Annotated in this window: 25 protein-coding genes; 22 read left to right on the forward strand and 3 right to left on the reverse strand. The window is 59.6% G+C overall.

Going from position 1 to position 24,834, the window contains the following annotated elements:
• The first annotated feature begins 76 nt into the window (after nt 1–76).
• From PL597_RS21490 to PL597_RS21505, 4 genes are all read left to right on the forward strand, one after another.
• On the forward strand, nt 77–1,339 hold the full coding sequence (locus PL597_RS21490) for a hemolysin family protein (protein WP_162520614.1): 1,263 nt from the start codon (nt 77–79) through the stop codon (nt 1,337–1,339).
• Nucleotides 1,339–1,956, forward strand: coding sequence for a 5-formyltetrahydrofolate cyclo-ligase (locus PL597_RS21495; protein WP_142914108.1), 618 nt, complete (start codon nt 1,339–1,341; stop codon nt 1,954–1,956). The genes PL597_RS21490 and PL597_RS21495 overlap by 1 nt, the downstream gene beginning before the upstream one ends.
• A 73-nt stretch (nt 1,957–2,029) precedes the next feature.
• A complete protein-coding gene (locus PL597_RS21500; protein ID WP_077985287.1) occupies nt 2,030–2,854 on the forward strand; it encodes a TIGR00282 family metallophosphoesterase in 825 nt (274 codons plus the stop codon).
• 115 nt (nt 2,855–2,969) lie between these two features.
• Nucleotides 2,970–3,812 carry an MBL fold metallo-hydrolase gene (locus PL597_RS21505; protein WP_271366204.1) on the forward strand — a complete coding sequence of 281 codons (843 nt, stop codon included), beginning with the start codon at nt 2,970–2,972 and terminating at the stop codon, nt 3,810–3,812.
• 37 nt (nt 3,813–3,849) lie between these two features.
• Here PL597_RS21505 and PL597_RS21510 read toward each other — a convergent pair whose 3' ends face one another.
• Nucleotides 3,850–4,353 (reverse strand): pyridoxamine 5'-phosphate oxidase family protein, encoded by a 504-nt coding sequence (locus PL597_RS21510; RefSeq protein WP_077985286.1) that lies wholly within the window; start codon nt 4,351–4,353, stop codon nt 3,850–3,852.
• 196 nt (nt 4,354–4,549) lie between these two features.
• Between PL597_RS21510 and PL597_RS21515 the strand changes: the two genes are divergently transcribed.
• Nucleotides 4,550–5,296 carry a YebC/PmpR family DNA-binding transcriptional regulator gene (locus PL597_RS21515; RefSeq protein WP_003523214.1) on the forward strand — a complete coding sequence of 249 codons (747 nt, stop codon included), beginning with the start codon at nt 4,550–4,552 and terminating at the stop codon, nt 5,294–5,296.
• A 53-nt stretch (nt 5,297–5,349) separates the two neighbouring features.
• Here PL597_RS21515 and PL597_RS21520 read toward each other — a convergent pair whose 3' ends face one another.
• Together PL597_RS21520 and PL597_RS21525 are read right to left on the reverse strand one after the other, a co-directional pair.
• Nucleotides 5,350–6,351: an LLM class flavin-dependent oxidoreductase gene (locus tag PL597_RS21520; protein ID WP_077985285.1), complete on the reverse strand. Its 1,002-nt coding sequence runs from the start codon at nt 6,349–6,351 to the stop codon at nt 5,350–5,352.
• A gap of 142 nt (nt 6,352–6,493) precedes the next feature.
• Nucleotides 6,494–8,803, reverse strand: coding sequence for a methyl-accepting chemotaxis protein (locus PL597_RS21525; protein WP_271366205.1), 2,310 nt, complete (start codon nt 8,801–8,803; stop codon nt 6,494–6,496).
• A gap of 249 nt (nt 8,804–9,052) precedes the next feature.
• On the opposite strand from PL597_RS21525, the gene ruvC reads away from it, so the two are divergent.
• The 17 genes from ruvC (at nt 9,053) to glmM (ending at nt 24,689) form a co-directional block, all read left to right on the forward strand.
• On the forward strand, nt 9,053–9,565 hold the full coding sequence (gene ruvC, locus PL597_RS21530) for a crossover junction endodeoxyribonuclease RuvC (RefSeq protein ID WP_077985356.1): 513 nt from the start codon (nt 9,053–9,055) through the stop codon (nt 9,563–9,565).
• 31 nt (nt 9,566–9,596) lie between these two features.
• Complete coding sequence (gene ruvA, locus PL597_RS21535) at nt 9,597–10,214, forward strand: Holliday junction branch migration protein RuvA (protein WP_077985283.1); 618 nt, start codon at nt 9,597–9,599, stop codon at nt 10,212–10,214.
• A gap of 126 nt (nt 10,215–10,340) precedes the next feature.
• A complete protein-coding gene (gene ruvB, locus PL597_RS21540) occupies nt 10,341–11,381 on the forward strand; it encodes a Holliday junction branch migration DNA helicase RuvB (RefSeq protein WP_077985282.1) in 1,041 nt (346 codons plus the stop codon).
• 51 nt (nt 11,382–11,432) lie between these two features.
• Complete coding sequence (locus PL597_RS21545; protein ID WP_137411402.1) at nt 11,433–11,651, forward strand: DUF2945 domain-containing protein; 219 nt, start codon at nt 11,433–11,435, stop codon at nt 11,649–11,651.
• A gap of 36 nt (nt 11,652–11,687) precedes the next feature.
• On the forward strand, nt 11,688–12,269 hold the full coding sequence (locus tag PL597_RS21550; protein ID WP_077985281.1) for a DinB family protein: 582 nt from the start codon (nt 11,688–11,690) through the stop codon (nt 12,267–12,269).
• Nucleotides 12,266–12,790: an NUDIX hydrolase gene (locus PL597_RS21555; protein WP_077985280.1), complete on the forward strand. Its 525-nt coding sequence runs from the start codon at nt 12,266–12,268 to the stop codon at nt 12,788–12,790. The genes PL597_RS21550 and PL597_RS21555 overlap by 4 nt, the downstream gene beginning before the upstream one ends.
• Nucleotides 12,787–13,323 (forward strand): NUDIX hydrolase, encoded by a 537-nt coding sequence (locus tag PL597_RS21560; RefSeq protein ID WP_271366206.1) that lies wholly within the window; start codon nt 12,787–12,789, stop codon nt 13,321–13,323. Before PL597_RS21555 ends, PL597_RS21560 begins: the two co-directional genes overlap by 4 nt.
• Nucleotides 13,320–13,760: a tol-pal system-associated acyl-CoA thioesterase gene (ybgC, locus tag PL597_RS21565; RefSeq protein WP_065656478.1), complete on the forward strand. Its 441-nt coding sequence runs from the start codon at nt 13,320–13,322 to the stop codon at nt 13,758–13,760. The genes PL597_RS21560 and ybgC overlap by 4 nt, the downstream gene beginning before the upstream one ends.
• Nucleotides 13,761–14,021: 261 nt before the next feature.
• Nucleotides 14,022–14,741, forward strand: a complete 720-nt coding sequence (tolQ, locus tag PL597_RS21570; protein ID WP_271366207.1) for a protein TolQ — start codon at nt 14,022–14,024, stop codon at nt 14,739–14,741.
• Between the two features lie 52 nt (nt 14,742–14,793).
• The gene (gene tolR, locus PL597_RS21575; protein WP_077985277.1) at nt 14,794–15,249 is read left to right on the forward strand and encodes a protein TolR; all 456 of its coding nucleotides are present in this window, start codon (nt 14,794–14,796) and stop codon (nt 15,247–15,249) included.
• Nucleotides 15,250–15,258: 9 nt separating this feature from the next.
• Nucleotides 15,259–16,428: a hypothetical protein gene (locus PL597_RS21580; RefSeq protein WP_077985276.1), complete on the forward strand. Its 1,170-nt coding sequence runs from the start codon at nt 15,259–15,261 to the stop codon at nt 16,426–16,428.
• A 20-nt stretch (nt 16,429–16,448) separates the two neighbouring features.
• Nucleotides 16,449–17,756 carry a Tol-Pal system beta propeller repeat protein TolB gene (gene tolB / locus PL597_RS21585; protein WP_077985354.1) on the forward strand — a complete coding sequence of 436 codons (1,308 nt, stop codon included), beginning with the start codon at nt 16,449–16,451 and terminating at the stop codon, nt 17,754–17,756.
• A 209-nt stretch (nt 17,757–17,965) separates the two neighbouring features.
• Nucleotides 17,966–18,499, forward strand: coding sequence for a peptidoglycan-associated lipoprotein Pal (gene pal, locus PL597_RS21590; RefSeq protein WP_077985275.1), 534 nt, complete (start codon nt 17,966–17,968; stop codon nt 18,497–18,499).
• Between the two features lie 158 nt (nt 18,500–18,657).
• Nucleotides 18,658–19,662 carry a tol-pal system protein YbgF gene (ybgF, locus tag PL597_RS21595; RefSeq protein WP_162520608.1) on the forward strand — a complete coding sequence of 335 codons (1,005 nt, stop codon included), beginning with the start codon at nt 18,658–18,660 and terminating at the stop codon, nt 19,660–19,662.
• A 27-nt stretch (nt 19,663–19,689) separates the two neighbouring features.
• The gene (gene tilS / locus PL597_RS21600) at nt 19,690–21,027 is read left to right on the forward strand and encodes a tRNA lysidine(34) synthetase TilS (RefSeq protein WP_271366209.1); all 1,338 of its coding nucleotides are present in this window, start codon (nt 19,690–19,692) and stop codon (nt 21,025–21,027) included.
• A 154-nt stretch (nt 21,028–21,181) separates the two neighbouring features.
• Nucleotides 21,182–23,146 carry an ATP-dependent zinc metalloprotease FtsH gene (gene ftsH / locus PL597_RS21605; RefSeq protein WP_137411406.1) on the forward strand — a complete coding sequence of 655 codons (1,965 nt, stop codon included), beginning with the start codon at nt 21,182–21,184 and terminating at the stop codon, nt 23,144–23,146.
• Between the two features lie 190 nt (nt 23,147–23,336).
• Nucleotides 23,337–24,689, forward strand: a complete 1,353-nt coding sequence (gene glmM, locus PL597_RS21610) for a phosphoglucosamine mutase (protein ID WP_077985273.1) — start codon at nt 23,337–23,339, stop codon at nt 24,687–24,689.
• The last annotated feature ends 145 nt before the right edge of the window (nt 24,690–24,834 follow it).

Below are 24,834 nucleotides of genomic sequence, written 5' to 3' on the forward strand. Positions count from 1 at the left end.
TTAAAAAAGGGTGCTGCGGTCAAAACCGCGACGTGCCGTTCAACAGCCCAAAGAGCTAAACTTGTTTACTGAAATTATGATCGTGGTCCTGCTCACCGTATTGAACGGTGTGCTTGCCATGTCCGAGCTTGCCGTTGTCTCCTCCAGACCGGCGAGGCTTAAGGTGCTTGCCGCGCAAGGCAGCAGGGGCGCCACCATGGCGCTCGGCCTTTCCGAAAATCCCGGGCGGTTCCTTTCCACGGTGCAGATCGGCATCACGCTGGTCGGCGTTCTCTCCGGTGCGTTTTCCGGCGCCACGCTTGGCGCCAGGTTCACCGGATGGCTTCTGGAGCAGGGTGTTCCCGATCGTGCCGCCGATGCCATCGGTGTCGGCTCCGTGGTCGTTGCCATTACCTATCTGTCGCTGATCGTCGGCGAGCTGGTGCCAAAGCAGATCGCCCTGCGCGATCCTGAAAAGATCGCCGCCCGTGTCGCGCCCACGATGGTGATGCTTTCACGTGTCGGCGCGCCGCTCGTGTGGCTGCTGGATAAATCCGGCAAGGTGGTTCTGGCAATTCTTGGCCATAGCGGTGAGTCCAACGCTTCGGTGACGGACGATGAAATCCGCACTGTTCTGGCAGAAGCCCACAGCGCCGGCGTGATCGAGACCGAGGAATCGGCGATGATCACCAGCGTCATGCGCCTTGCCGACCGCAATGCGCGCGGCCTGATGACGCCGCGTCGCGATGTGGAAGTGGTCGATATCGAAGACAGCGCGGAGGAAATCCGCGAGCAGCTTCGCCAGACGCAGCGTTCGCGCCTGCCGGTGCGCAACGGCGCCTCGGATGAAATTCTCGGCGTGCTTTTCGCCAAGGACGCTTTCGATGCGCTGGCTTCCGGCAAGGAACTCAATATTCGCGAGCTTCTGCGCGAAGTTCCGGTCGTATCGGATCTGACGAGCGCGGTTGATGTCATCCAGTCCCTGCGTCGCTCCACCGTGCACATGGTGCTGGTCTACGACGAATACGGTCATTTCGAAGGCATCATCAGCTCCGGCGATGTGCTGGAAGCCATCACCGGAGCCTTCCAGGAAGATGATGACGAGGAGCCGGCCATGGTCGAGCGCGAGGATGGTTCGTTCCTCGTCGCTGGCTGGATGCCCGCCGATGAGTTCGCTGATCGTATGGGCTTCCAGATCGACGAAGATGCCGAGTTCGAAACCGTTGCCGGTCTGGTTCTGGACGAATTCCGGCGCCTTCCGGAACTGGGCGAACACGTCACCCGCAATGGCTGGCGTTTCGAGGTCATCGATCTCGATGGCCACCGTATTGACAAGGTTCTCGTGAGCCGGGCCGCCTGATGCCCGGTGACGTTGCCGAAAAAGCAAGGTTGCGCGGCGAAAGGCTCGCCGTGCGCGATGCGCTGACGCTCGCGGAACGGCAGCAGAAAAGCCAGTCCATTGCGGCCCATGGCTCCGCTGGCATCCCCTTCACGCCGGGCGTCGTGATTTCCGGTTTCATGCCGATCCGCTCCGAGGCCGATACCCGGCCGCTGATGGAAGCGTTGCGGACAAGGGGCGGGCGTCTTGTCCTGCCCGTTGTGCTGGATCGTGAAACCATTGTCTTCCGCGCCTTTGAAATGGATACGCCGCTGGTGAAAACCGGCTTCGGCACGACCGGGCCAGGCGAGGATGCGGCGGTTCTCGATCCGGACATTTTGCTCGTGCCTCTTTCTGTCTTCGATTGCAAAGGGCAGCGGGTCGGTTATGGCGCGGGTCATTATGACCGCGCCATCGCGCGGTTGCACGCCAGGGGCCGTCGGCCTGTTCTCATCGGCGTCGCCTTTGATTGTCAGGAAGTGGCGTCCGTCCCGGCGGAGCCGCATGATGTGCCGCTTCACGCCATTCTGACGGAAAGCGGCCTGCACTGGTTTTCCGCTCCGTCATCGATCTCCGATGGTGGGCAAAAGGTGCTTTAGCACTTTTTAAAAGATGGATTACCCGCTAGAGGGGACGGAATTTTTAAAACATGCGCAAGAACGGGGCGGGTGAATGAGGCTTCTTTTTCTCGGAGACATGGTTGGCAAGACCGGACGCACGGCTGTCTGGGAGCGATTGCCTGGGCTGATTTCCGATCTGAAGCTCGATTTCGTCATCGTCAATGGTGAAAACGCCGCCGGCGGTTTCGGCATTACCGAGGATATCTATCTCGAAACCATCAATGCCGGCGCCGATGTCGTGACCACCGGCAACCATGTCTGGGACCAGAAGGAAGCCGTTTCCTTCTGCGAGCGCCACGACCAGTTCCTGCGGCCGGCCAATTATCCGGATGGGACGCCGGGCAAGGGTTCGGGCATTTTTTATGCCCGCAACGGCGCGCGTATCCTCGTCGCCAACATCATGGGCCGGGTGTTCATGCATCCGGAATTGGACGATCCCTTCAAGTCGGCGGAAACCATTCTGGCCGCCTGCCCGCTGAAGGAACAGGCCGACGCCATCATCTTCGATTTCCATGCGGAAGCGACGAGTGAAAAACAGTGTTTCGGCCATTTTGTGGATGGCCGCGCGAGCTTCGTTGTCGGCACGCATACCCATGTCCCGACGGCGGATGCGCAGATATTGAATGGCGGCACGGCCTATATGTCTGATGCCGGCATGTGCGGCGATTACGACAGCTCGCTTGGCATGGAGAAGGAAGAGCCGATCAACCGCTTCATTTCCAAAATGCCGAAGGGCCGTTTCGAGGCTGCGAGCGGGCCGGCGACGATCTGCGGCGTTGGCGTTGAGATTTCCGACCGCACCGGGCTTGCCGAAAAGATCGCGCCGCTGCGCATCGGCCCGCGGCTTTCGGAAACACTGCCTTCCTTCTGGGCTTAAACTTCTGCGGTAAGCGTTCACAATGACGAGAGTCTGAGCCTTTCGCCGTTCTTGTAACTGGACGCCCCGCAAAACCTGCCTCATCCTCCAACCTTCGCAAGTTCAGGGGAGTGGCATGATGCTGCGCGTGCTAATGCTTGCAATGACAGGGCTGATCGCCTGTGCTGGAGCCGCCTTTTCGCAATCGGCAAGCAGGCCTCCAGTCAGCCAGTGCCAGGCGATCGCCAGCAACATTCCGGGGGTCATGTTCGCGAGCTTCAATCCGTCGGGTGTTCAGCTGGCGCAGGCGACGGCAAAGGAAGAGGTGAAGATCAGCTTCATCGGCCATTCCACCTATCTCATCGAAAGCCCCGGCGGTGTGACCATCGCCACCGACTATAACGGCGTCTATCGTCCGCCCGTCACGCCGACTGTCGTGACGATGAACCGGGCGCATTCGACGCATTTCACGCTCAATCCGGACCCGGCCATTCAATATGTGCTGCATGGCTGGAGTGATACGCCGGGAGAAAAAGCCGAGCACAGGGTTCTGGTGGGCGATGTCTATATCCGCAATGTCGCAACCGACATCCGCAACCGCTGGGGAGATTACGAGTCCTTCCAGGAGAACGGCAATTCCATTTTCATCTTCGAGGTTGCCGGGCTGTGCATCGGCCACCTCGGGCATCTGCATCATGAGTTGACGGATACGCATTATGCCGAGATCGGCCGTCTGGATGTTCTGATGGTGCCGGTGGATGGCGGCCTGACCATGGGGGCGGATAGCATGAGCCGGGTGGTCAAGCGCCTGCGCTCCGCCTTGATCTTGCCGATGCACCGCACCGGCCCGCCGCTGGAGCAGTTTCTGACGATGTTCGGGGAGAATTTCCAGATTGCCTACGCCACGGATTCGGTGATCCGGGTTTCGATGAGAAACCTTCCCCGCCAGCCGCAGATACTGGTGCCAAAAGGCATGTAGCATGGCGGCGGGCGAGGAAGGCCGGGGGAGCCGTTTCTCAGGCAAAGGTGAGATGCTGGCGAACGCCGACATCAGGCGTCTTGTCATCCGACATATTGGCCTTGGCGATTTCCCAGCCGAATTTCAGCGTGCTGTCGGTCGACGCCCAGATGTCTGCATCATCGACGTGAAGCGCCAGCATCGTCAGTTGGGGATCAGTCTTTCCATGCTCGTACCAGGCGGCGGTAACGGAATTCCAGTATTCGTCGATCTTCGCCTTGTCGTCTCGCGCCTCCAGAATACCGGAGAGGCAGGCGTGGTAATCATGATCCTTGCCGACGACGCAGAAATGCGCGCGCGAGCCTGACTTCAGGGATTTTACGAGATCGGTATCCTTCTTGGAAAAAAACCAGATGGTGTTGGTCTTAGGGTCAGCATGAGGCGCCATGGGCTGCATGTGGTTGTGCAGTCCTTCGAGACCGAGCATGCCGGCATGGACGGAATTGATCTCGTCCCAGAGCTGGCGGGCCGGGGCTTCTCGTGCTTCAGTCAGGCTGACCATATGTTTTCTCCTTCCGGTCTGTTGCTGCGATGGAGAGAAATCATGTGCCCTTCCGTCGCGTTCATGATCAGAACGAAGAGCGGATAAATCAGTTCCTTCTGATGTTGCGGCAAGAGAAAGCGCTTGCGGGGTTGAATGGCGCGGCTATCGCACTTATAAGGCCCGCAATCTCCAAATTACGACAATCAGGTTTTCCATGGCTGGTCATTCACAGTTCAAGAACATCATGCACCGCAAGGGCAAGCAGGACTCCGTACGGTCCAAAATGTTTTCCAAGCTTGCGCGCGAAATCACCGTTGCGGCAAAGACGGGCATGCCCGACCCGAACATGAACCCGCGCCTGCGTCTGGCGATCCAGAACGCCAAGGCCCAGTCCATGCCGAAGGACAATATCGAGCGTGCGATCAAGAAGGCGTCCGGTGCGGACGGCGAAAACTATGATGAAGTCCGCTATGAGGGTTACGGCCCGGGTGGCGTTGCCGTCATCGTCGAAGCCCTGACCGACAACCGCAACCGCACCGCCTCCAACGTTCGCTCCATCTTCACCAAGGCCGGCGGTGCGCTTGGCGAAACCGGTTCGGTCTCCTTCTCCTTCGACCGCGTCGGCGAAATTTCCTACAAGGCTGAAGTCGGCGATGCCGACAAGGTCATGGAAGCCGCCATCGAGGCCGGTGCCGACGATGTCGAATCTTCCGAAGACGGCCACACCATCATCTGCGGTTTCGAAGCGATGAACGAGGTTTCCAAGGCACTGGAAGGCGTGCTGGGCGAAGCCGAAAGCGTCAAGGCCATCTGGAAGCCGCAAAACACGGTGCCGGTGGATGAAGAAAAGGCGCAGTCGCTAATGAAGCTCATCGACAATCTCGAAGACGATGACGACGTGCAGAACGTCTATTCCAACTTCGAAGTGTCCGAAGAAATTCTCGCCAAGCTTTCGGCCTGACGTCTCATGTTTCAAAAAAAGCCCCGATAGCGATCCGCTCCGGGGCTTTTTGTTTAGGCGGCCTTTTTTATGGAGGTTCGGACCTCTGCGAAAATCTCGAGCGACCGCAGCCGCTTTTCGATGTCATGGATCGGCATCGAGACAATCAGCTCATCCGCCTGCGTTTCCGCCAGGAAACCGTCGAGATGGCGCTGGATCGTCTCAGGCGAGCCCACGGCTGCGAAACGCAGCGTGTGTTCGACAGAGAAACGCTCCATCTCGTTCCAGTAATCGTCCATGCTGTGCACCGGCTTCGGAAACTGCGTGCGCAGGTTACGGCGCAGGTTGACGAATTGCTGCTGCGACGAAGTGAAGAGGTGTTGCGCCTCCTCGTCCGTATCGGCGCCGACCCCCATCACCCCCACCATCACATAGGGCTTGTCCAGTACTTCGGAAGGCTGGAAGCGCTCACGATAGATATGGATTGCTTCCATCAGCATATCGGGGGCGAAATGCGAGGCGAAGGAATAGGGCAGGCCTAGGGCTGCGGCGAGATGTGCGCTGTAGGTGCTGGAGCCGAGCAGCCAGAGGGGTACGTTGGAATTCATGCCCGGCACGGCAAGGATCGCCTGATCCGGCTGCGGCGGGCCGAGGTAACGCTGGAGTTCGACGATATCGTGCGGGAAATTTTCCGCGCCGGCATCCAGGTTGCGGCGAAGCGCCCGTGCCGTGCGCATGTCAGTTCCGGGCGCGCGGCCGAGACCGAGATCGACACGGCCGGGAAGCAGCGCCGCAAGCGTGCCGAACTGCTCAGCGATGACGAGCGGGGAGTGGTTGGGCAACATGATGCCGCCGGAGCCGACGCGGATATGTTTCGTGGCCGCGCCCACATGGGCGATGACGAGCGATGTTGCCGCGCTGGCAATGCCCGGCATGCCGTGGTGCTCCGCCAGCCAGATGCGGTTATAGCCGTGCTCTTCAGCCTTGATCGCCATGCGGCGAGAGTTTTCGAGCGCCTCGCTGACGCTCTCGCCCTCGCCGATGGGCGAAAGGTCGAGAATGGAAAAGGGGATCATCCGACGCTCCTGCGAAATTGAAATCTTTGCTGCGGATGTAAGGCGCGTGTCCCGATTTACCAGAGAAGTCGCGCAGAATTGAAGGATGGTTCAAAAAAATTGGGGCCTCCGAAGAGGCCCGGTCTTTTGCCTATCGACCGCCTCAGCCCGCCCGCCGGAATTGCCGGTTCGCGCGATGTCCAGCGGCCTCATTCTCCGGAGCCATTACGAACTGTCCGAGCCTGCCGTCCATTTCGCCCGCTTCGGAGGCGAGATTGTGAATGGCGGCCGTCGTTTCTTCCACCATGGCGGCATTCTGTTGGGTCATGGTGTCGAGGCTTGTGACGGTGCTGTTGATTTCCGAGAGCGTATGCGCCTCCTCGCGGGTGGATTCCATGATCTCCTCAATGCGCGCGCTGATGGTCTGGACATGCTCGCCGATGCCGGAGAGCGACGTGCCTGCTTTTTCCACCAGCGCCACGCCGGCGGAAACCTCGTCGGTGGAGCGTTTCAGCAGACTGGTGATTTCTTTTGCGGCCGCCGCGGATCGCTGCGCCAGTTCGCGCACTTCCTGCGCCACGACCGCAAAGCCCTTGCCGGCTTCGCCTGCGCGGGCTGCTTCCACGCCTGCATTGAGGGCGAGAAGATTGGTCTGGAAGGCAATTTCGTCGATAACGCCGATGATCTGATTGATCTGGCGCGACGAGGTCTGGATCGCTTCCATGGCGGCGATTGTCTGCTCCATCACGCGGCTGGATGCCGTGGCCTCTGCACTGGCGTCGCGGGCGATCCGCGTTGCCTGTTCGGCGCGCTCGATCTGATCGCGGACGGCTTCGGTGATCGCCTTGATAGCGCTTGCCGTTTCGGTGATGGAAGCTGCCTGCCGCTCGGTGCGTTCGGCGAGCTGGTCAGCGCCCACCCGCATTTCCTCGGAGCCGCCACGAACGGCGGCGGAATTGCCGCCGATGGCCTGCATGGTTTCGCTGAGCCGGGAAAGCGCCGTGTTGAAGTTATGGCGCAGGCTTTCCAGATCTTCGGGGAAGATGGTTTCGATACGATAGGCGAGGTTGCCGTTCGCCAGCCGGTCGAGCCCCTCATCCAGCGATTGCACGACCATCTGCAGGGTGCCTGCCTCGGCCTCACGCTCGGCAAGATGCGCGCGCCGCGCCGTTTCGGCTTCCTCCCGCGTGCGCGAAGCAGTCTCTTCCATTTCCCGTTGAAGGATGAGTTTTTCACGGAAACTTCCGAGCGCTCGTGCCATACGGCCAATCTCGTCCTTCCGGTCCTGATTGCCGATTTCGGCATCTAGACGGCCCGCTGCCACTTCGCCGGTCAATCCTGCAAGTTTTTCCAGCGGTGCGAACAGACGCCGCGCGAAGAAGGCCGTCGCCGCGCACATCGCGGCCAGAACGCAAAGGCCGATCATGGCAAGCGTGCCGGCAATTGAAACCGAGCCCGCATTCAATTCACTGCGCAGCATGCTTTCCACCGCCAGATATTTTTCACCGGCGAAAGAGAAAGGGCGGGCATAGGCATTGGCCTCGCCATCCGCACGGTCGATCTTGGTAATCGTCATGCCTGTCGCATTCAACGCCTGCCCATGGAAGCCATAGATTGCCGGATCGAGGCCAACCAGCCTGTTGCCCTCCACGCCGATAACCTTGCCATCGGCGGACACGATTGCGGATTGTTCGGAACTGCCGGCCGTCACACCCTTCGTGAGGATCTGGCTGAAGACCTCTTCCTTGACCCGGAAGAGAACGACGCCCTTGAACGCCCCGAATTTGACGACCGGAACGCCGAAATAAACGCCGGCCTCTTTCGTGGCCGCATCGATGCGCAGGCCGGAGAAGCTGGTCTGTGCCATGTCGTTCACGGCCTTTTCGGCATTCGCAGCGCCGCGTGCGAAGGCCGCGCCGAGGCCGCTTTCCGCCCAGGCGCCGCCTGCGACGGTTTCCCCGAAGGCCGGTCCTTTCAGGTAGGAATAATAGACTGTGCCGGCCGGATCGATGAAGAGGACGTCGCTGAACGGCGTTTCCTGCAAATAACCGCCAATATCCGTCTGGGTCTTCTCGTGGGTCGAATAATAAAAGCCGCTCGGGCTTTCCGGCTTGATCAGCTTTTCCTTTTCGTTGAAGGGGTTTTCCCTGACGAAGACGCGCTGCAGTTCCGCCTTCGCGTCGCCGGAGTTCTTCTGCACGGTTGCCCAGCCGCTGCGCATGGAAACAACGGCCATCTGCAGCGATTCGATCTTGGCGATGGAATCCGCCTGTGTTTTCAGCTGCTCAAGACGCTCCTGGAGCATGTCGCCACGAAAGACGAGAATGCTCTCCATGGATTTCGACGCCTGTTCTTCGAGAACGCCGCTGCTGCTCTGATAGCCGAGAAGTGTCAGAGCCCCGGTCGAGATCGCCATAAGCGCCAGGAAAATCGCCAGCACTTTGGTGGATATGGAATGAAAACGGTTCAACATGGCCGATGCAGCCCTCAATGCCGGATCAGTTCCCGCGCCATGCATGCATGGCGCCATCGGACGGCTGATATGGCGAACATATTGCGCTGCGGATCGTCATGTCCGCAGCTCCCCTTTTTTTGATTTTGTGGGGGAACAATGCGACATGCGGTTTAAGCAGAGGTAAATGCTGCACTGCAAATTTGACGAATGTTGTCGTTTTGTTCACTTATGGCTGGCAGGGTCGCAGCCGGAAAGATAAGGTGCCTCATGCAACAGACGATTCGAATCATCGGTATTGACCCCGGATTAAGGCGTACCGGCTGGGGGGTGATCGACACCCTCGGAAACAGCCTGCGGTTTGTCGCCTCCGGCACGGTGACGTCGGACGGTGATTTGGATCTGGCCTCCCGGCTCTGCCAGTTGCATGACGGGCTAGCGGATATCGTGCACAGCCATCGGCCCGACGAGGCGGCGGTGGAGCAGACTTTCGTGAACAAGGATGCGGTTGCGACCTTGAAACTCGGTCAGGCGCGCGGCATCGCCATGCTGGTTCCGGCACGCGCAGGACTGCCGGTCTTCGAATATGCGCCGAACGCGGTCAAGAAGGCCGTGATCGGCGTCGGGCACGGCGAAAAGCAGCAAATTCACATGATGCTGAAAATCCTGATGCCGAAGGCCGAATTCAAGGGTAACGATGCGGCGGACGCGCTCGCCATCGCCATCTGCCACGCCCATAATCGCGGCGGTGACAGGATGCGGCGACTGCTGGCGGCCGGTTAATATTTAAAGTCTCATTGCAGCGGGCGGCATCATGATCGGAAAACTGAAAGGCAGCATCGAGGAAATCGGCGCGGACTATGTGCTGGTGGATGTGCACGGCGTCTGTTACGTGGCCTATTGTTCGGCGCGCACGCTGGCGAAAATCGGCTCCGTCGGCGAGGCGGTGGTGCTGTTCATCGAAACCTATGTGCGTGAGGACCAGCTGAAGCTTTTCGGCTTTCTTTCGGCGCTGGAGCGGGAATGGTTCAACCTGCTGCAGAGCGTGCAGGGGGTGGGCTCGAAAGTAGCCTTGGCCGTGCTTTCCACGCTGTCGCCCTCCGAATTGGCCAATGCCATTGCGCTACAGGACAAAACGATGATCTCACGCGCACCGGGCGTCGGGCCGAAGGTGGCGGTGCGTCTTGTGACCGAGCTTCGCAACAAGGCGCCTGCCTTCGCAGGAGAGGCTTCCGCCTCGATCGGCCTGAAGCAGGAGCTTGGCGAAGGCGTCGCATCCGCGCCGGTTGCGGATGCCGTCTCCGCGCTTACCAATCTCGGCTATTCGCGTGACCAGGCCGCCAATGCGGTTGCCGCCGCGCTGAAGAACGGCGGTGAGGGCGGCGACAGCGCCAAGCTAATCCGGCTCGGGCTGAAAGAGCTTTCGCGGTAAGGACGCCCGTCAAGCGGATATGGAGCCCGGTCTATCCTGAATTTCGTGAAGCGCTTTGAAGCGATAGTCGTGATATAGGGGCGACGACCACCTGATGAATTCGGTTAGAACAATGGAATGCCCTGAATGAGCGATGCGGAGAGACTGATCACCCCCGAAAAGCGCGGTGAGGACATCGACACCACCCTGCGTCCGCAATCGTTGGACGATTTTACCGGCCAGGCGGAGGCCCGCGCCAATCTCAAGGTATTTATCGAGGCGGCCAAGAACCGTGGCGAAGCGCTGGATCATGTGCTGTTCGTCGGCCCGCCCGGTCTCGGCAAGACCACGCTGGCGCAGATCATGGCCAAGGAACTTGGCGTCAACTTCAAATCCACCTCCGGGCCTGTCATCGCCAAAGCGGGTGATCTCGCCGCACTTCTCACCAATCTGGAAGAGCGCGATGTGCTCTTCATCGATGAAATCCACCGCCTCAATCCGGCGGTGGAAGAAATTCTCTATCCGGCAATGGAGGATTTCCAGCTCGACCTCATCATCGGTGAAGGACCGGCGGCGCGCTCGGTGAAGATCGATCTTTCCAAATTCACCCTTGTGGCCGCGACGACCCGTCTGGGGCTTTTGACGACGCCGCTGCGCGACCGTTTCGGAATTCCCGTCCGGTTGGCTTTCTATACCGTCGATGAGCTGGAACTGATCGTCCGGCGCGGCGCGCGGCTGATGGGGCTGAACATGACCGACGAGGGCGCGCGCGAGGTCGCAAGGCGCGCCCGCGGCACGCCGCGTATCGCCGGGCGGCTATTGCGCCGCGTGCGCGATTTCGCCGAGGTGGCGCGGGCGGAAGCCGTTACCCGCGAGATCGCCGATGAGGCTTTGACGCGGCTTCTGGTCGACAATATGGGCCTCGACCAGCTGGACATGCGTTATCTGACCATGATCGCCGTCAACTTCGGCGGCGGTCCTGTCGGCATCGAGACCATCGCCGCGGGCCTTTCGGAACCGCGCGACGCCATCGAGGACATTATCGAGCCCTATATGATCCAGCAGGGTTTCATCCAGCGCACGCCGCGCGGGCGTATCCTGACCGCGACAGCCTGGAAACATTTGGGCATGCAACCGCCGAAGGATCTCGAGGCGGCGCAGTTCCGGCTGACGCTGGAAGATGATTGAGGGAACAAAGCAGACTTGTCGGCCTTGATCGTCTTTTAAACGGAGATGATCATGTCGGCATATCGCAAGGGTACGAAGGTTCGCTGGAAATGGGGTAATGGAACCGGCGAAGGAAAAATCGTCGAGATCTTCACGGAAGATGTGGAGAAGACGATTTCCGGTTCCAAGATAAAGCGCAAGGCAAGCAAGGACGAACCCGCCTATTTCATCGAACAGAACGATGGTGCGAAGGTTCTCAAGAGCAAATCCGAGCTTGAACACGCCGATTGAAAGGCGCCGCATCAGGCGTCACAGGAAAGGACGCCCATGCCGTACGATCCGTTGCGGGTCTTCCGCAAACTCGCTCGCAACAACCGCCTGGCCAATTTCAGGCTGCATCACGCGTGTTTCCAGCTTCCGCAGGATGATTTCGTCGCGCACCGTGTCAGTTTCTTCCCGACGCTCAGGGCAACGCTCAATCATATCTATATTGTCGACCGGTTTTATATCGACGCCCTCAAGGGCGGCACGCTGGGCTATGCCGCTTTTGTCGATGAGGAACCCTTTGCCACCATCGCGGCGCTGCACGAGGCTCAGGTGGCGCTCGATGAGGTGTTGATCGCCTTTGTCGATGGCCTCGATGAAGACGGTCTTGCTGCGATTGTTGATATCCATCGTGGCACGCGTATTCAGCAGGATCGGTGCGACGATGTCCTGTCACATCTCTTCCAGCATCAGACTCACCACCGCGGGCAAGCGCATGCGATGTTGTCGGGAACAACCATCAAGCCGCCGCAACTGGATGAATTCATTGTGGGAGATGATGCAAAAGCGAGAAAAGACGACATGGATGCGTTAGGGTGGACGGAAACCGATTTGATGTTTCCAGTCCGCAGGCCAGTACCATGACGCACGATACCAAGCAGGACACTCGCATCCGCATGAAATTCAAGCCGAAGCGCATCTTCCAGATGCGTGTTGCGGGATTGGCGTTTCGCGACGGCCATGTGCTCGTGCACCGGGCAACGCATGAAAAATTCTGGACCTTTCCGGGTGGCCGCGCCGAAATGGGCGAGCGTTCCGACGAAACGCTGGCGCGTGAAATGGTCGAGGAACTTGGTGCCGAGGCCAAGGTCGGGCGGCTCCTCTGGGCAGTGGAGAATTTTTTCCACTACGAGGGCAAGGACTGGCACGAACTCGGGTTTTATTACCTGATGGATTTGCCGGACACACTCGCATTCCATCCCTCTGACATCATTCACCGCGTTCAGGACGGCGATAACGAACTCGAGTTCCGCTGGGTCGCGGCAACCCGGCAGGCATTGACGGCGCTCGATATTCCGCCCTATTTCATCGCCGACGAAATAGAGAACCTGCCGAAGGCCACACGACACCTCGTCTGGCATGACGGCGATCTGGACGATAAATGACCTCTGCGCCTGAACGCCACATGATCCGGCTGGACCGGAAACCGCAGCTTTTCAGCATGCGGGTTGCGGCGCTTATTTTCCAGAATGATCATGTTCTCGTTCAGCGCGGTGTTGGCGACAGCTATTGGGCCCTGCCGGGTGGTCGGGCGGAAATCGGCGAAAGCTCTGAGGAAACCATTATCCGCGAAATCGGTGAGGAACTTGACCGGGATTGTTCGGTCGAACGCCTTCTCTGGTCGGCCGAGAATTTTTTCACCTTTGGCGAGTACGCAGCCCACGAGCTGGGATTTTATTATCTGATCTCACTTCACCAGCCTTTGCCGTTCCATGAAAGCGATATCGTGCATCGGGTGCTGGATGGAGTCGAAGTGGAATTCCGCTGGCTGGCCGCCCAGCGTGCTGCCCTGCTGCAAAATGATCTCCGACCCCGGTTTATCGCGGAACGTATCGAGGCGCTGCCTCCGTTGCACGCGCATCTTATCGTTCGGGAAGGTCGGGCCCGTGTAGCCAAAATTCTCAAGGAGACACTATGAGCGAGCTTGTAGTTTCGCTTTCAGGCGAACTCATCGAACATGGCCACCGCCTGACCCAGCGGGTCTATTATGAGGATACGGATTTCTCCGGCCTCGTTTACCACGCCCGTTATCTGCATTTTCTCGAGCGCGGCCGCACCGATTACCTGCGGTGCCTGGGCTGCGAACAAAGCGCGCTTCTGACCGCCGATGAGGAGGGTCTGGTCTTCGTTGTTCACCGCATGGAGATCGATTTCAAGAGCCCGGCGCGGATGGATGACGTCTTGACCATCACCACCATCACCGAAAAGGCGGGCGGCGCGAAAATGGTGCTCAATCAGGAAATCCGACGCGGCGAAACGCTGCTTGTCGCCGCCAAGGTCATCATCGCCGTCATCAATGCCAATGGTCGGCCGAGGCGCCTTCCGGAGACGGTAGCGGAAAAATTCCTGAAGTAATCGGCGGCCCGGTCCAGTAAACTCGTCCTGCGTGGCCGGGCTGTAACACTCCTTTAACCATAATGGTGTCTTACTTTAGCAACTGGTATTTGTGCGGCGCACGCCTTCCTTTCACCAAATTTATTGGCAAGTAAGGCTTACTGGCAAGTATCGGGGTATGGCTAAGGGGTTGGCGGCTGCGGCCGCATAGCTTCGAGCGTTAACACGCGTTTGAATCGCCCGGTCCCGTACCGGGCGTTTGGATTCGGGGATTGGATATTTATGGAACAGGCAGGTTTGGCAGCGGCGACGCACGATGTAAGTCTCTGGGCGCTGTTTATGCAGGCGGGCCTCATCGTGAAGCTCGTGATGATCGGACTTATCGCCGCCTCGGTCTGGACGTGGGCGATCGTCTTCGACAAGTATGTGAGCTTCGGCAAGGCAAAACGCCAGTTCGACCAGTTCGAACAGGTGTTCTGGTCGGGCCAGTCGCTTGAAGAGCTTTACCGCACGCTGGCGGAACGCCAGAACGGCGGTCTTGCGGCGATTTTCGTTTCCGCCATGCGCGAATGGAAAAAGTCCTTCGAGCGCGGCGCACGCTCGCCCATCGGTCTGCAGATGCGTATCGACCGGGCGATGGACGTGACGATTGCGCGTGAAGGCGAACAATACGAGGCGCGCCTCGGTTCGCTCGCCACCATCGGTTCGGCCGGTCCCTTCATCGGTCTTTTCGGTACGGTCGTTGGTATCATGACCTCGTTCCAGGCGATTGGCGGTTCGAAGTCCACCAACCTTGCGGTCGTGGCGCCGGGTATCGCCGAAGCGCTTCTGGCGACAGCTATCGGTCTTGTCGCGGCTATTCCCGCGGTTATCGCCTACAACAAGTTCACGGCCGACGCGCATAAGCTTTCCGCCCGCATGGAAGGTTTTGCCGACGAGTTCTCCGCGATCCTGTCACGCCAGATCGATGAAAAACTTCAGACGCGGCAGGCCGCCCAATAAGCGGCCGCATGCTGTGCAGTAATTTGCCGCAAGGCAAAATGGAGTAGATGATATGGGTATGTCAGCAGGTGGCGGCGGCGGTTCCGGTGGACGCAGGGGGCGCGGCGGACGACGCAGGGGCGGTGCGATCAGCGAGATCAACGTGACGCCGTTGGTCGACGTCATGCTCGTGCTGCTCATCATCTTCATGGTGGCGGCGCCGATGATGACTGTCGGCGTGCCGATCGACCTGCCGCAGACATCCGCCAATGCGCTGAACTCAGACACGCAGCCGATCACGATTTCCGTCAATGCCAATGGCCAGATCCATTTGCAGGAAACCGAAATCCAGGCGGCCGAAGTGGCCGACAAGCTGCAGGCGATTGCCACGACAGGTTATAACGAACGCATCTTCGTGCGCGCGGATTCCGTTGCTGCATATGGCGTCGTTGCCGATGTGATGGCGCGTATCCAGGCGGCTGGTTTCAAGAATATCGGCCTCGTGACCCAGCAGAAACAGGACAATTGACGTAAAGCGATGAAGGGCAGCCTTACCACATCCGCGATCGTGCACGCGTCGCTTCTGGCTTTCGCCCTTGTTTCCTTGGGGTCGCCGGAGCCGCTTGACGTGTCGCAGGCAGAGGCCCTGCCGGTGGAACTGGTGCCTATCGAGGAGCTGAGCCAGATCCAGCAAGGCGACAAGAACGCGCCGAAAGCGGAAAAGTCAGCCCCGGTGCCGACTACGCGGCCGGATATTGTCGAGAACGCCCAGAATGTCGGCAACAACACGGCCGATATCGAAGCGCCGCCGACCCCGACCACCAAGCCCAACGACAATCTCAGCGCCGCCGCTCCGCCAAAGCAGGAAAAGCCGCAACCCGTCGTCGATACCAAGGCGAACGAGGTAAAGGAAATCGTCAAGGAAGAAACCTCGGCTCCGAAGCCGCAGGAAATGGCTGCCTTGCCGCAAACCAAGCCCGAGATCGCGCCGCAGCCGAAGCCGGAACCGCCGCCGCAGGAAACCAAGGCCGAAGAGCCGCCGCCCGCGCAGCAGGAACCGGCCGAAATCCCCGTGCCGCAGAACGTTCCTCGCCCGAATTCCCGCCCCGAGCCGCCGAAGCCGGAAGAGCCGAAGCAGGCTGAGACCAAGCCCGCAGAGCAGAAGCCCGCTGAAAAACCGGCCGAGACCAAGCCCGATCAGGCGAAGTCCACTGACAAGCCTTCCGACAAGAAACCCGGCGAGAAGAAGCAGGAGACTGCGAAATCGGCCTCTTCGAAGGAAAGCGATTTTAACGCTGACGATATCGCCGCGCTTTTGAACAAGCAGGCGCCTTCGGGCGGCGGCGCCAAGCGCTCCACCCAACAGGCCTCGCTTGGCGGCAAGAAGACGACGGGCGGTTCGACGCTCAGCCAGACGGAAATGGACGCGCTGCGCGGCGCGATCCAGAAGAACTGGCAGATCATTCCCGGCATGGCAGATGCCTCGGACGTTCGCGTCCGGGTCACCATGAAGCTCGACCGTGATGGGTCGATCATCGGTCGGCCCGAGATCGAGGCGACCGGCGGTTCCGAAGGGACGCGCCGTGCTCTTTCCGGCGGAGCGTATCGCGCCATCATGCGTTCTGCTCCTTTCACGAACCTTCCTGCCGATAAATATGACGCATGGAACGAAGTTGTCGTGAACTTCGATCCCAGTGAATTGCTATGAATGCTGAAAGGCCTGGCAACATGAAGATATTTTCGCCGATCCGGCTGGTGCTCGCTGTCGCGGCCCTCATGTCGGTTTTCTCCGCACCGGCTTTTGCGCGGGTGGAAATCAACATCAACAAGGGCAATGTCGAGCCGCTGCCCATCGCCATCACCGACTTCATGTCGAGCGACGGCATCGGCGCACAGGTTTCCGCGGTGATTGCCGCCGACCTGCAGCGCTCCGGCCTATTCGCGCCGGTCAACAAGAACGCTTTCATTGAAAAGATCAGCAATCCGGATCAGCAGCCGCGTTTCGAGGACTGGAAGGTCATCAACGCCCAGGCGCTCGTGACCGGCCGTGTCACGCGTGAAAGCGATGGCCGCCTGCGCGCCGAGTTCCGCCTGTGGGATACGTTCGCGGGCCAGCAGATGACCGGCCAGCAGTTCTTCACCCAGCCGGAAAATTGGCGGCGCGTCGCCCACATCATCGCCGATGCCATCTATGAGCGCATCACCGGTGAAAAGGGCTACTTCGATACCCGCGTCGTTTTCGTCTCTGAAAGCGGCCCGAAGACGGCCCGCAAGCGCCAGCTGTCGATCATGGATCAGGACGGTTTCAACGTCCGCAACCTCACCAATTCGAACGATATCGTTCTGACGCCGCGTTTTTCGCCGAACCGTCAGGAAGTGACCTACATGTCCTTCGAAGGCCAGCAGCCGCGCGTTTACCTGCTGCAGCTGGAAACCGGACAGCGTGAAGTTGTCGGCAATTTCCCCGGCATGACCTTCTCGCCGCGCTTTTCGCCGGATGGCCAGAAAGTTATCATGAGCCTGCAGCAGGATGGCAATGCCAATATCTACACCATGGACCTGCGTTCGCGCACCACGACGCGGCTGACGAATACAGCCGCTATCGATACCGCGCCGTCCTATTCGCCGGATGGTCAGCGTGTTGCCTTCGAAAGCGACCGTGGCGGCCGCCAGCAGATCTACATCATGAATGCCGATGGTTCCGGGCAACAGCGCGTTTCCTTTGGCGACGGTTCCTATTCCACGCCGGTATGGTCTCCGCGCGGCGATCTGATCGCCTTTACCAAGCAGTCGGGCGGCAAGTTTTCGATCGGCGTGATGAAGCCCGACGGTTCGGGCGAGCGCATCCTGACCAGCGGCTTCCATAATGAAGGTCCGACCTGGGCGCCCAACGGTCGCGTGCTGATGTTCTTCCGTCAGAACGCCGGCGCGGGCGGTCCGCAGCTCTATTCGATCGACCTGACGGGCTATAACGAACAGCTCATCAAGACGCCGACTTTCGCTTCGGATCCGGCATGGTCGCCGCTTCTGGACTGATATGACTGCCATGACGGCGTCGGTATGAACCGGCGCCGTCATGTTTTACTTGATACGATGGGGAAGTGCGCCTCTTTCTTGCCGCAAAGTGTTGTGAGGGAGCAAAAGGTGGGACATTTCCTTTCTGTTAACCATAAGCGTTTGCCGGCTATTAACCGCGATCAGTTAGTGTCCGGCAACGTTATTGAAATCCTAAGGAGAGACCGGCGATGAGCCGTACACACATTTCGGCACTCAGCCCCATGCAGAAACTGGCCCGTAACCCGGCTGTCATCGCCATGACGCTCGCGCTTGCTCTCGCAGGCTGCGCGAACAAGAAGAACATGCCGAACAGCGCCGGTGAACTCGGCCTCGGTGGCGCGGGCTCCGCAACGCCGGGCTCCCAGCAGGACTTCACGGTCAATGTCGGCGACCGTATCTTCTTCGACACCGACTCCACTTCGATCCGCGCCGACGCCCAGCAGACCCTGCAGCGTCAGGCCCAGTGGCTGGCCCGTTATCCGAACTACGCCATCACCGTTGAAGGCCATGCCGACGAACGCGGCACGCGTGAATACAACCTGGCGCTGGGCGCTCGTCGTGCGGCTGCAACCCGTGACTTCCTGGCTTCCCAGGGGGTTCCGGCCAGCCGCATGAAGACGATCTCCTACGGCAAGGAAAAGCCGGTCGCGGTTTGCGACGACATTTCCTGCTGGTCCCAGAACCGCCGTGCTGTGACGGTTCTCGGTGGCGCGGGCATGTAATGGCCTGACGTTATTGTGAACGAGAATGAAAGGCGGCCTTCGGGCCGCCTTTTGTTTTTTTCATAGTTTGGCCGAAGTTAAGTTGCTTTTTCGGTTGATATGGAAAAAATCCGGCTTGCGCCATTCCGGTGCAAATCAGTTAAGGCAGGACGAATGAGATGAAGAAACTTGTCGTGGCGGGAATGCTGGGGCTTGCAGCCTGCACCGGCTTGAGCGGCATCGCCGTTTCGGGTCCGCTGTTCGGTGCGGGGGGTAGCTTCGGCACGATCAACTCTCAGCAGCCCCCGGTCGTCCGGGTTCAAGCCAATGAAGCCTATCGGGTTCAGCAGCTTGAAGAACAGATCCGGCAGCTCAACGGCCGTATCGAGGAAATGAGCTTCCAGCTTCTGCAGATGCAGGAGACGATCCGCAAAGCACAGGAAGACAATGAGTTCCGCTTCCAGGAACTGGAAAGCGGCAAGGGTGCAAGCCCGACCGCTGCGCCGAAAAAGAAGGCTGAAGCCAGTCCGGTCAATCCGGCCACGCCGCCGACCGACGACGTTGCAACGATCATCGAAACGCCACCCGAGGGTGGCGCTTCCGTTTCTCCGTCTGCTCCCTCCAGTGCTCCGACAGGCGCGCCGGGTGAGACGACGCTCGGTTCGATTGAACTCGATTCCAAGGGAATGCCGGTTGGCGGCACGTTGAATCAGGGCGCAAACAATTCCTCCGCCAGCCTTCCTGGCGTCAACACGGGTAATAGCCAGCGCAAGACCGATCCGGTGAATACGGCCGCGCTTACCAGTGAAGGCGATATCTATCAGGCCGCTTACGGCCATGTTCTTTCGGGTGACTACAAGCTGGCGGAACAGGGGTTCCAGCAATATCTGCAGGGTTATCCCAAGGGCGCGAAGGCCGCGGATGCGAGCTTCTGGTTAGGCGAGGCGCAATATTCTCAGGGCAAATTCAATGAGGCCGCAAAAACCTTCCTGAACGGCCATCAGGCCTACGGCAAATCTCCGAAGGCGCCGGAAATGCTGATGAAGCTCGGCATGTCGCTTGCCGCTCTCGACAATACCGAAACCGCCTGCGCCACGCTGCGCGAGGTGCCGAAGCGTTATCCCAGTGCCTCGAAGACCGTGCTGAACAAGGTTGCCAGCGAACAGAAGCGCCTGAGCTGCTGATTTTTCCCTGTCATGGCGGGTATTTCCATGCCGGTTGACGCCCGCATTCTGAGCGAAAAGACTGTTGCACCGCTCGCGGCGGCGAGGTCTTTTGTCAAAAATCTGCACACGCCCGCCCATATCCTTGTCGCAATCTCTGGAGGCAGTGATTCCTGCGGCCTGTTGCTGGCATTGCATGAGGCAGCGGCGGAGATGGGTCAGGAACGGTTACGCCTTTCCGCCGTCACAGTCGACCACGCGCTGAGAGCGGAATCCGCCGATGAGGCGCGCAAAGTGGCGACGCTCTGCGCCGAACTTGGCATCCCCCATTTCATCCGCCGATGGGGGGGCGACAAACCGGTCTCCGGCCTTTCCGAAGCCTCCCGGCTTGCCCGCTACCGCCTGATTGCCGAGGTCGCCCGCGAGACCGGCGCTGATCTTGTCGTGACTGGACATACAATCGGCGACCAGCGCGAAACCGTGGCGATGCGCGCCGCCCGGAACGGCGGTTCTGACAATCTTGGTCTCTCCGGCATGGCGGATGCGGTCTTATACGATGGCCGCCACTGGGTCATGCGGCCGTTCCTGAGGTGTGAGAGGCAGGCGATCCGCGACTATGTGTCTTCCCGCTCACGCTGCTGGTTTGACGATCCGAGCAATGAGAACACCCGATATGAGAGAGTGCGTGTACGGCAGACGCTTCTCGTCTCTCCCGTCCGGATCGATGCGGAAACCTCTTTCAAAAGGCAGGCGCTTTCCGAAACAACGGCCGCTTTCCTGCGCGGCCACACACAGGTCTTTCATGCTGCGCTCGCCAGATTGGCCGGCGATAGTGTCAATCCCGATCTTCCCGCGTTCCGGCATGGGCTGGCGACGCTGATCGCAACCCTTGGCGGAAGGGCATATTTTCCGGCCGCAAGCAGCTTCGAGCGCGTTTTGCGGTTCCTCGATAAGGCTGAAAACGGGCGGTTGACGGTTGGTCGCGTCCTGCTCGATCGCCGGCGGGACGGGCTTTATATGTTCCGCGAGCAGCGAAGCCTGCCAGAGCTACATATTGGCGCATACGAACAGATGCTGTGGGACGATCGCTTCTTCGTAAAGAACGGATCGGCTTTTCCAGTGCGTGTCAAAGCGCGCAGGGCCAGCAATGCTGCGGAAGCCGCCGCACTTTTTCCGTCAGTACCTGTTGGCGTGGCGAAACAGGCAATGGCGGGCCTGCCGCAAATTGCCGTAGCGGCCGACGGGCCGGTTTCGTGGGTGGAGACTGTCACCATCACGCCGAGGCTTGCGCCTTTCGATCTTTTCCTGCCGCGTTTCGACCTTGAGTTGGCGAACGCAATCGCCAATTTATTCGGGCGCGCCGCATATCCACAGCCCCCGGTTTAAATCGGGCCTCTTTTTCGTGAATTGCCATGGAATAGTTTTTACACCAAAACGCATCAGAAAATGCGCTTTGCCTTGGCAACGGCATATGTCGTCCTTATGTTAGGGGCACATAATGGCGGGCAGCAGATATGTCCGTGTGAGTTCGGGGAGTTCGATGAACCCAAATTTCAGAAATTTCGCCTTGTGGGCCGTGATCGCCCTGCTGCTGATCGCGTTGTTCAGCATGTTCCAGACGTCGCCGACGCAAACGGGTTCGCGGGAAATTCCGTATTCCCAGTTTCTTCGCGATGTGGATTCCGGGCGAGTTCGCGACGTGACCGTCACCGGTAACCGGGTTCTTGGAACCTACACCGAAAACGGCACGGCCTTTCAGACCTATTCCCCCGTCATCGACGACAGCCTGATGGAGCGCTTGCAGAGCAAGAACGTGACCATCGTGGCGCGTCCCGAAAGTGATGGTTCCTCCGGTTTCCTGAGCTATCTCGGCACGCTTCTGCCGATGTTCCTCATTCTTGGCGTCTGGCTGTTCTTCATGCGGCAGATGCAGGGCGGTTCGCGTGGTGCGATGGGCTTTGGCAAGTCCAAGGCCAAGCTCCTGACGGAAGCCCATGGCCGCGTGACGTTTGATGACGTTGCAGGTGTGGACGAAGCCAAGCAGGACCTCGAGGAAATCGTGGAATTTTTGCGTGATCCGCAGAAGTTCCAGCGTCTCGGCGGTAAAATTCCGCGCGGCGTGCTGCTCGTCGGACCTCCCGGTACGGGTAAGACGCTTCTCGCGCGTTCCGTCGCCGGTGAAGCCAACGTCCCGTTCTTCACGATTTCGGGTTCGGATTTCGTGGAAATGTTTGTCGGCGTCGGCGCGAGCCGTGTGCGTGACATGTTCGAACAGGCCAAGAAGAACGCGCCCTGCATCATCTTCATCGACGAAATCGACGCCGTCGGCCGCCATCGCGGCGCTGGCCTCGGCGGCGGTAACGATGAGCGCGAACAGACGCTGAACCAGCTGCTGGTCGAGATGGACGGTTTCGAGGCGAATGAAGGCATCATCCTCATCGCCGCCACCAACCGCCCCGACGTTCTCGACCCCGCACTTCTGCGTCCCGGCCGTTTCGACCGTCAGGTCGTCGTGCCGAACCCGGATATTGTCGGCCGCGAGCGCATTCTTAAGGTGCATATCCGCAACGTGCCGCTGGCGCCGAATGTCGACCTCAAGGTTCTGGCCCGCGGTACCCCCGGTTTCTCGGGTGCGGACCTGATGAACCTCGTCAACGAAGCCGCCCTTATGGCTGCCCGCCGCAACAAGCGCGTCGTCACCATGCAGGAATTCGAAGACGCCAAGGATAAGATCATGATGGGTGCGGAGCGCCGCTCTTCCGCCATGACCGAGGCCGAAAAGAAGCTGACCGCCTATCACGAAGCGGGCCATGCCATCACCGCACTCAAGGTTGCCGTGGCCGATCCGTTGCACAAGGCGACGATCATCCCGCGCGGCCGTGCGCTCGGCATGGTCATGCAGCTGCCGGAAGGCGACCGCTATTCCATGAGCTACAAGTGGATGGTGTCGCGTCTCGTCATCATGATGGGTGGCCGCGTTGCTGAAGAATTGACCTTCGGCAAGGAGAACATCACATCGGGCGCATCTTCCGATATCGAGCAGGCCACCAAGCTTGCCCGCGCGATGGTCACGCAATGGGGCTTCTCCGATGCTCTCGGCCAGGTGTCCTATGGTGAAAATCAGCAGGAAGTCTTCCTCGGCCATTCCGTCTCGCAGTCGAAGAACGTCTCCGAGGCGACTGCCCAGACCATCGATACGGAAGTTCGCCGCCTGATCGACGAGGCTTACACGGAAGCACGGCGTATCCTCACGGACAACCACGATGGCTTTGTCGCTATTGCCGAGGGTCTTCTCGAATATGAGACCCTGACGGGTGACGAGATCAAGGCGCTGCTGAGGGGTGAGAAGCCCGCGCGCGATCTGGGTGACGATTCTCCCGGCAGCCGTGGTTCGGCGGTGCCGAAAGCCGGCGCCAAGAAGGACGGTCCCAGCGAAGCGAAGCCCGATGGTGAAACAAAAGGCGACGGCGAGGCCGAAGGCGGCATGGAGCCGCAGCCGCATTGATCGTGCGCGCAAGCTGAGAATTGTAAAAGGCCATCCGGGTTTCCGGGTGGCCTTTTCATTTTGGTAACAAGATATAAGCCATTTTTGCGGTAATTTACGTGCTGTTTGTCGTGGTTTGTGGCATCTAGCCAAAAACGCTTCCGGCTGTTTTCAGCTTTTGCCGGAATGCTGGAAAAGATTTGGAGTTTAAATGGCACGCCGTTATTTCGGAACCGATGGTATCCGCGGACAATCGAACGTATTCCCCATGACGCCTGATCTGGCGATGCGTGTGGGCATTGCGGTCGGGACGATATTCCGTCGTGGCCATCACCGCCATCGCGTCGTCATCGGCAAGGATACGCGCCTTTCCGGCTACATGCTGGAGAACGCGCTGGTCGCCGGTTTCACCGCCGCCGGTCTCGATGTCTTCCTGCTCGGGCCCATTCCCACTCCGGCCGTCGCCATGTTGACCCGCTCGCTGCGCGCCGATATCGGCGTGATGATCTCGGCCTCGCACAATCCGTTCTCCGACAACGGCATCAAGCTTTTCGGACCGGATGGCTACAAGCTCTCCGATGAGCTGGAACTGGAGATAGAGGATCTTCTCGACAAGGATATCTATGCGCAGCTTGCCAAGCCGAGCGAGATCGGCCGTGCCAAGCGTGTGGACGGCGACATTTATCGTTATATCGAATTCGTCAAGCGCACCTTGCCACGCGACGTGACGCTGAGCGGTCTGCGGATCGCCATCGACTGCGCCAATGGCGCGGCCTACAAGGTGGCGCCCGCTGCGCTCTGGGAACTCGGCGCGGAAGTCGTCACTATCGGCAATGAGCCGAACGGCATCAATATCAATCTCGAATGCGGCTCCACCCATCCTGAAGCCCTGCAGAAAAAGGTGCACGAGGTGCGGGCCGATATCGGCATCGCGCTCGATGGCGATGCGGACCGCGTCATCATCGTCGACGAGCGCGGCGAGATCGTCGACGGTGATCAGCTCATGGCTGTCATCGCCGATAGCTGGGCTGCCGACAACATGCTGCGCGGCGGCGGCATTGTCGCGACCGTCATGTCTAACCTCGGGCTGGAACGCTTTCTGGGCGACAAGGGCCTTACCCTTGCCCGCACCAAGGTGGGCGACCGGTATGTCGTCGAGCACATGCGCAACCACAACTTCAACGTCGGCGGCGAGCAGTCCGGCCATATCGTCCTGTCGGACTATGGCACGACGGGCGATGGCCTTGTCGCGGCCTTGCAGGTTCTCGCCAAGGTCAAGCGCTCGGGCCGCACGGTCAGCGAAGTCTGTCGCAAGTTCGAGCCTGTGCCGCAGCTTTTGAAGAATGTGCGGATTTCCGGCGGCAAACCGCTCGAAAACCCTGTTGTGCAGCAGGCAATTGCGGATGCGGAAAGCGCATTGGCCAATAATGGCCGTCTCGTCATTCGCCCTTCGGGTACGGAACCGCTGATCCGCGTCATGGCGGAAGGCGACGACAGTGCGAAGGTGGAACAGATCGTCAACGATCTCGTCGGCGTTATCGCCAACGCCCGCTCGGCGGCGTAAACGTCCGCTATGGTAACGTGTAAAAAAGCCGGCTCTGCAGCCGGCTCAGACTGCTGACAAACCCCTGGCGTGAGCTGGGGGTTTATGATTCATTGGGACATGTTGAAGAAACCTGCTCCTGAACAGACCGCTCTCGAGATGGTGA

This window comes from Agrobacterium sp. ST15.13.013 (assembly GCF_027956525.1).
GTDB classification, from domain to species: domain Bacteria; phylum Pseudomonadota; class Alphaproteobacteria; order Rhizobiales; family Rhizobiaceae; genus Agrobacterium; species Agrobacterium salinitolerans.